The organism is Neisseria sp. HMSC068C04, assembly GCF_001810105.1.
Lineage (GTDB): Bacteria > Pseudomonadota > Gammaproteobacteria > Burkholderiales > Neisseriaceae > Neisseria > Neisseria flavescens_B.
The window spans coordinates 178616-186163 of record NZ_KV799980.1 but is presented as its reverse complement, the minus strand read 5'-3'; the positions used below and the strand labels follow the sequence as shown (position 1 = coordinate 186163).

The 7548-nt window shown below is 40.0% G+C and carries 6 protein-coding genes; 5 read left to right on the top strand and 1 reads right to left on the bottom strand.

The window, feature by feature from the left end:
• The 5 genes from HMPREF2700_RS08910 to HMPREF2700_RS08890 all read left to right on the top strand — a co-directional run.
• Window positions 1-755 (top strand): DUF2345 domain-containing protein (locus HMPREF2700_RS08910; RefSeq protein WP_141745841.1); only part of this gene is annotated, 755 nt, incomplete at its 5' end.
• Window positions 704-1528 (top strand): hypothetical protein, encoded by an 825-nt coding sequence (locus HMPREF2700_RS08905; protein ID WP_168162741.1) that lies wholly within the window; start codon window positions 704-706, stop codon window positions 1526-1528. The genes HMPREF2700_RS08910 and HMPREF2700_RS08905, both read left to right, overlap by 52 nt.
• 53 nt (window positions 1529-1581) lie before the next feature.
• Window positions 1582-2070: a DUF3304 domain-containing protein gene (locus tag HMPREF2700_RS08900; RefSeq protein WP_168162740.1), complete on the top strand. Its 489-nt coding sequence runs from the start codon at window positions 1582-1584 to the stop codon at window positions 2068-2070.
• 45 nt (window positions 2071-2115) lie between these two features.
• Window positions 2116-4125, top strand: coding sequence for a phospholipase effector Tle1 domain-containing protein (locus tag HMPREF2700_RS08895; protein WP_070591615.1), 2010 nt, complete (start codon window positions 2116-2118; stop codon window positions 4123-4125).
• Between the two features lie 82 nt (window positions 4126-4207).
• The gene (locus tag HMPREF2700_RS08890; RefSeq protein ID WP_141745840.1) at window positions 4208-5437 is read left to right on the top strand and encodes a hypothetical protein; all 1230 of its coding nucleotides are present in this window, start codon (window positions 4208-4210) and stop codon (window positions 5435-5437) included.
• 332 nt (window positions 5438-5769) lie between these two features.
• On the opposite strand, the gene HMPREF2700_RS08885 is transcribed toward HMPREF2700_RS08890, so the two are convergent.
• Window positions 5770-7266: a subtype B tannase gene (locus HMPREF2700_RS08885; protein WP_210389891.1), complete on the bottom strand. Its 1497-nt coding sequence runs from the start codon at window positions 7264-7266 to the stop codon at window positions 5770-5772.
• Between the last annotated feature and the right edge of the window lie 282 nt (window positions 7267-7548).

Below are 7548 nucleotides of genomic sequence, written 5' to 3'. Positions count from 1 at the left end.
AACTCAGAACCGACGGTTGGGGCGCCGTACGGGCGGGTAAAGGTATCTTTATTAGCACCGATAGTAAAAGTCCTGACGATAAAGTATTGGATATGGACGAAGCATTGGAGAAGTTGCGTCGAGCTGTTGAAGAGGTTGAAAACCTTAATAATGCAATACAGGCTGCTAGAGCGGAGTTAGCTGATATAGAGGATCAGAAAAACCAGTTAACAAATGTCTATCAACAATTGCAACAACAAGCTATCGTGTTGAGTGCGCCTGATGGAATTGCTGCAGTTAGTTCGGGTAGTATACAGCTAACAACAGAAAATAATCTTTTACAAGTTAGTCAGAATAATACCGATTTGCAGTCCATGAATAATCTAACTGCTTCTGCAAAAGAAAAAATCAGTTTATATAGTTATAACGGTGGAATGCAAATTTACTCGTCGAGACAAAATATTGATATTCAGGCTCAAGGTGGAGAATTAAAGCAAACTTCTAAAGGGCAGATGACGTTGATGAGTACCGATAATAAAATTGTTTTGGCAGGGAAGGAAGAGATTTTATTGACTAGTGGTACAGCTTATATCCGTATTAAGGATGGGACAATTGAAATGGGATCTCCAAATCAGATTTGGCATAGAAGTGGAGGTCTCATAGAAACGGGTGTAAATACGTTGGATTATAGTTATCCTCAATTTTCTGAAGCAGTTTGTAAAGAATGTTTGAAGAAAGCCTTGGAAAACGGAAGTCCACTGGCAGGGAGGGAATAATGCATTATTTACATTCAGCTCCTGATATTGAGGTAATTGAGGAGGTAATTAGTTGGGTTGGGCAGAAAGTTCATGAGACTATTGTCTTGGTTGATGGCTCTATGTTAAATGATGATGAGCGGGCAATTTTTGAATTGGCCGGGTTTTCTCGATTGTGGCAGCGAGGGCATATATTTTCAGATATAGAAGAATTGGGACCGCTTTTTATTCGTGCAGAACACCTATCTTTGGATGATTTTGAATGGTTGAGGGATATTTTGAAGAATTATGCGGCAGAATTACCCTTTATTAGTTTTATACGGATAAATAACAACACTCCCAATAAGTGGCCGGATATTTTAACTTGGATAGCAAATGTACATACAGAAGAAGGATTAGCATTGTTATTAAGGTGTTTTGATACCCGGGTACTTTCCATCATATTTAATCCACAGAATAAATTTTTTACTGCTTCACAAGAAGCTGCTATTGCTGGTGCAATCGAGAAATTTGCATGGATAAACCGCTTCGGGAAGTTTTGCAGTTATGCCCCTGCTGATAGTAATCAGGCGGCAACCACGTTAATTTTAAATGATCATCAATTGGAAATGCTGTACAGTCAAAGTCTGCCCGATCAGATTTGGGCAGAAATACAGAAAAATAATCCAGGCAACAGTACGGTCTCTGCAGCAATATATAGCAGGATTTTTGAATTGTTGGAGAACAAGGATGTGATACAGGGTAGCTTTACTGCTCTAGTTCAGTTTATCCAAGAAAATATCAAAAATGTTTGAATACACCATTTTGAAAAATTTAACTGTAAGAAATTAAGGAGTAAATAATGAATATGAAAAAGCTGATCACTTTACTATTTACAGGATTGACAGCACTGCTTACTGCATGTAGTAGCCATTCCAATACTATTGGCCTGTCCGTCAAAGTATATAACCATACGTCTAAAGCTATTAATTTCAATATGACTGATGCCACTAAAAAAGACTGGAAAGGGGGGGAATTAGGCTATGAATGGGGAGCAAATGGTGGAGGAGTCTCCGCATACCATTCAACTTCAGGGAGTGGATGGAGGGTGCCTGATAAATGGGATCCCAATTACACTATTTTTTTCCAATGGGCTGGTAATAACGAGATCTATACCAACCCGAAGCGGGCATTTGTCAAACTTCCAAAATATGAGGATAAGGATTTATTTTATTTGGCGATACACTTTTTTCCTAATGACACCATTAAAGCTTTTGTAACTGCCAAGACACCTGATTACCCTGATTATCCTTACGGCTGGGCAGAAAATGATGATCCTAAACGGAAAAGAAAATAGGTAAATGTCATTGAGTTTAGTAATAGGTAAGAAAGGAACAGAAAAATGCCGACAGGAGTAGTACAAAAATTTTCCTGCCAGAAAGAAATCCGATTTGGGTTATTTTTTGACGGTACAGGAAATAATAGATTTACTGATGAGAAGAAAACCAAAGTATATCTTAAAAGACTTAATGTTGATAATTATGACTCGCAGCAGTTACAAAAAATTACTAGTTATTTAAGCAATGTAGCGAAACTATTTTTGTTGTTTGATGAGAATAATGAAAACTCTCTATATAAAGAATATATTCCTGGCGTAGGCACTCCCTTTTCTGAAAATGATGAAGGTAATCCTAATGAGGGGGCAGGTAGTATTTTGGGCTCCGCACTTGGCTACGGAGGAAATGCACGGCTTTGTTATGCTTTTTGGAGACTTTATTCAATAATACTAAATAAAGAAGGGCTTGGGAATGGGATTAATTGGGAACAAAGCAAGCGCCCAGAAAAAATTGAAAATGATGTTGATACTTTTCCTGAATATCTGAATAAGCACTTAAGGGAAACTATTGAAAAGTCAGGAAAAGAAAGGAAGAAAACCAGCAAGGTCAGTAAAATTATCTTATATGTGTTCGGTTTTTCACGCGGTGCAGCAGAGGCTCGCAGTTTTGTCAACCGCCTTTCCCGATTGAGCGGAAGCTCGCCGGAGCAGTTGAAATTTGGCGGCATCGATGTTGAAGTAAAATTTATGGGTATTTTCGACACTGTGGCTTCGGTAGGCATGGTCGATATCAAGTCATTCCGTGGCAACGGTATTCTACCTCGTTGGTTTGGTAATTTAGTGGATGGTCATTGGTCTTGGGCTTCTCCTGAAAATCTAGTCGTACCAGATAATATTCGCTGTGTACACTATATTGCCGGTAACGAGGCTCGAGCCTGTTTTCCATTGACTATGACGGAGCATCAAGGTAATCATACTCTCAAACTTTACCCTGGAGCCCATTCGGATGTAGGTGGTGGTTATGGGTTTATGGAGCAGGGTAAATACGATATGTCGGTTATACCTGGTAGAGAAATGTATGATGAAGCTATTAGTGGAGGTACTCCATTTAAAGATCTAATGCCTTATAATATCAACCAGATGAAATTAGATGATGTACATACTTATTATGGTGAGATATTAGCACATCATGATTTTTTTACAGCGTTTAATGCAATAAAAGATGATATGAGCAAGATGCTTAAAGGGGTTGGTATTGCTCAGGAAGGAGGAGATGTTTGTACTCATGCTAATAATATTGCTCAGTATAACCAAAGTTATTTAGTATACCGAGGCATTATGTTACGTAAGATTTCCCTTTCAAATAAGACTCCATCTAAATATCAAACTCAAACTAAAACTTGGTATGGTAGTTCACAGGATGTTCCCCGTTTTGAGTGGCAGGATTTTTATCTTCGCGCAAAGGGTGATGCAGAGAGGACGCGGGCTCAAGAGTCGACTAAGAAACCAACTTCCGAAGTGCCTGCGATGTCACTCAGTAAAGCAGAGAAAAAACTTGAGAATAAATTTGATCCAAATAAATTGGAGCAGCATTTGGAGAGGCAACCGCCAAATTCTAATTCTGTGATTGGGCTTAAGATGGTTAATGATTTGTTGGAAGAAGGTTTGAGTGTTTTTAATCGTCGGTGGCTATCTACCTTTGGAGTTAAACATAGCTATCATCCAACTGTAAAAGGTATTTTGGAAAAATATCGGGAGAGGCCTCGTATATATCTTGATGAAAAAAATGATGAATACGAAAAAGATTTATATGGGGAGAAAGCTATAAAGCTGTTTTATAATGACTATGTTCATGACTCTCAAGCTAGTTTTTATATTGGCATGGGGTTGTTGGAATATAGTGGTAGGGTTAGGATAGGCAGTAGTTATTGGCCGACCTTTGTTTTTGGTAATGGTCAAGGGCTCGCACGCTATCGGGGAATTTACCGTATTGAGGGCAATACAGCTACTTGGATGAAATACGAACCCGAAGGAGATATTTCTCAACATATTGGACTGAATGGTAAAGCGAATTAACCCATATCTGAAAGAGTTGCCGGAAATGGAGATATCCGTTTTCGGCATCTTTGTTATTTAATTTTTTAAAATTTTTTAAAATATGAAACAAACCCGTTGGGCAATCCCTGAAATTCCAGAATTCAAAGCACCAAAACCAATGAATTGGCAGAAATGGTTACTTATTCTTATAGTCATTTCTATTGTTGGTGTATTGGTTGCTATAAGTATGACCTACTCTGGTACCCCATTGATTACTGGATTAGGTATTGCTGCACTTCCTCCTTTGCTCGTGTGCTTAATATTTTTCTATTTGCAGTTCAGTTATAAATATAATAAACAGCAACAACATGAAGCATGGGAAGTGGAAAAAGAAAATATCCACCGGAAATGGCAGCAGTGGGCGCAGATGTATTGGCATGTTAATGATTACACTCTTCTTTTGCCAGATAATATAGATATTACTAAAATTCCTTTAATAGATGCTGTTAGTAGTGGAAAAATCCGTCATAATTTTCAGCAAGTAATTACTCCTTTTTCATTTTTTGATACGGGAAAGGATTTATTTGCCAAACGTTATGATAAGAAAGAAATTATTTTGGAAAAAATTCTTTTCCATCATTTGCCTGATTTAGAAAAAATACAGGATTTAGAGGGGGAAAATTTAAAAATTATTATTGTGGAGGACAAATTTCATAGTGAGAAAGATCTGATAAATCGTCGTTTAGGGGAAAATAGCGTTGATTTAGTAATCCGTTTATTAAAGGAACAAAATTGTCAAAAAATACCTGATATCCTACTAAAAAATGCTGCAGATTTTCAACCTGACGAAATTCAGGATTGGTTGGAAAAAGAAAAAATTAAACATGCTTTGATCATTGCTTTATCTGTAAACAGTACTAATGCTAATGAAGCAGCATGTTCCTTGTTACTTGGAAAAACATTAATTCGAGAAGAATTAATTAAAATTCGTATGCTTCGGTTTAATAGTACGATTAAGGGAAACTTAAATGAAATGCTTGAACAAATAATCCAATATCAATTGGATAAACAGTCACCTTTGGGATTGTGGTTAAGTAATATGGATTCGAATAGTCAGGCTGAGTTGATACAGGTATTATATAAACATAATATTGATTTGATTTCGTTAGATTCTGCGCATTCAATAAATAATTTAGATATGTTGTGTGGTAACTTGATACCAATTCAAGGGTGGATTAATTTAGTTAGTGCGGCAAAATTTGTTGGAGCAGGAAAAGGTAACCAATTAGCGATTACACAGATAGATGGACGATACGGGACACATTTTTTTCATTCTGTTTTAGATATATGATTCTTTGTTTTGGGAAGTAGATCCCCATCAAGTTTAATTAATGAGGAAGTCTTTATTACTTTGTTTTATTGATTTTATTCTTAAAAAAGTTATTCTAAGATATTAAATTTGAAATATATTTTTAAATTTTAGGCTTTTGTTTATGAGTTAGTATTGATAATAAAGGGTTAATTTAAAATTTTTGAGTAGATATTATATTGAATATACATCTATAGTATAGACAGTATGATAAATTTAGAAATTTAATAATAAAGGTCGTCTGAAATATTCAGACGGCCTTTTTCCAATTAAAACAGGATACCAAATTTCATCTCAATCTATGTTGCGAACGCTTATTTTGCAGAGCTGCTGACTTGCTTCATCCAGGCAAACAGTTTGTCTAAGTCATAATCGCCGCCGTGGCCGACATCCCAAGGCAGGGCGTAGTCGACGGTTTGGCCGTTGTTTTGCAGTTTGGCGGCTAAGACGGCGGAGACTGCCAGTGAGGTGTCGCGGTCGTTGGTGCCGACGCGGATACGCCAGTTTTGCGGCAGGCTTACGCCCGGTTTGCCGATGTAGTTGAGCGGGTTCATGATTTTGATGGTTTCTTCGTCCGCGATTTCGGCGTTGGCGGCGGTGTTGTGTTGCATGGAGAACGCGGTGAAGTGGCGTTTATCGACTTTCTCTGTGCCGAAGAGTTGGTTTTCGCCTGCGCTTAAATCTACGCCGTCAAAGGCGGGCGGTGTTTTTTGGCGGCCGGCGGCTTTGGCGTAGGCATCAAAATCGACGGAGACGACTTTGCCTTTGCGGACGGTCAGCCAAGTGCGGTCGCTCAGGTCTTTGCCTGCATCAAGCTGGGTTTGTGCGGATTGGGCGAGCAGGCCGGCAATATGGTTTTTAAAGCTGCCGTTGCCTTGGGCATCCAGCGTCAGGGGTTTGCCTTCGGGGGATTTCAGGTTCAGGCTGTTGAGATAGGCGGGGTATAAGGGTTTGAGGAGGTTGGACAGTTTTTTCTCGTCATCGGTCAGCGTGCCGGCGACCAGCTCGCGTTTGACGCGGTAGTCGAGCATGGAAATGTTCATTTTTTTGTAGTCGTTAACGCCGTTGAACTGCCATTCGTAAGCCATGTCGGCATGGTCCAAGTCGGTAATCGGGCAGTAGGCGGATACGGCGAAAACTTTGTCGCTGCCGTCTGCCGCACCTAAGGCTTTGAGGTGGTTTTCGTAATCTTTTTGGTCGGCTGTTGCGCCTAAGAGGGCAGACATCGCTCCGCCTGCGCTTGTGCCGTTGGAAATGATTTTTTCGGCATCGCCGGGCATAACTTTGTCGTTGGCTTTCAGGTAACGGACGGCGGCTTTCAAATCGACAATGGCGGCGGGTGCTTTGCCGGTGGGTTCTGTCCGGCCGCGTGCGCCAGGGGATGCGACGACGTAGCCTTTGGAGAGGGCAACCAGGGCGGCGTTAGGAGATTTTTGGCCGTCTTCAGGCTCGCCGCGTTTGCCTTCTAAAGCGGGTTTGCCCGGTTCGGCCGGCATATAGCCGCCGATTTGGTTGGGCAGGAAAATCGGTGCGGTTTCGGCGTTGAAACCGTCTATCTCGCCGCCGTTGTAATAGGCTTCGGGTACATAAATATTGATGATTTCGTAACGGGTATCGACAGGATTGCGGACGTACACCACGCCTTCGTAAGCGCGGAATTTGACGGCTTGACCGTTCACTTCGATGCTTTGTTCGGTGTATTTTTGTTTGGAAAAGTCTAGGTCGTAGGTGTCTACGGTTTTGACGGAAGCGCAGGCGCTCAATCCCAGTGCGACAGAAACGGATAAGAGGGTTTTGTTTAGGGCATTCATCATCATACTTTCTGAAGAGGTGTGAATGGATATGATAACAAATACCAAGGCCGTCTGAAACGCCAAGTCGGGTTTCAGACGGCCTGATTTTTTTGTAACGTTATGTAGTGTTGTACGTTACGTTGTAAAGTAATATTGGCTTAAATTTCATCTATTTGATAAATATGAATTTAATAAGGCGTCATACCTTAAAAAATCTATTGATTCGGTATCTGTAAAAGTTTGAATTTGTCTTGTAAATCAGTATGCAGGACAGACATTTTTGCTTTATTCACAGATTGG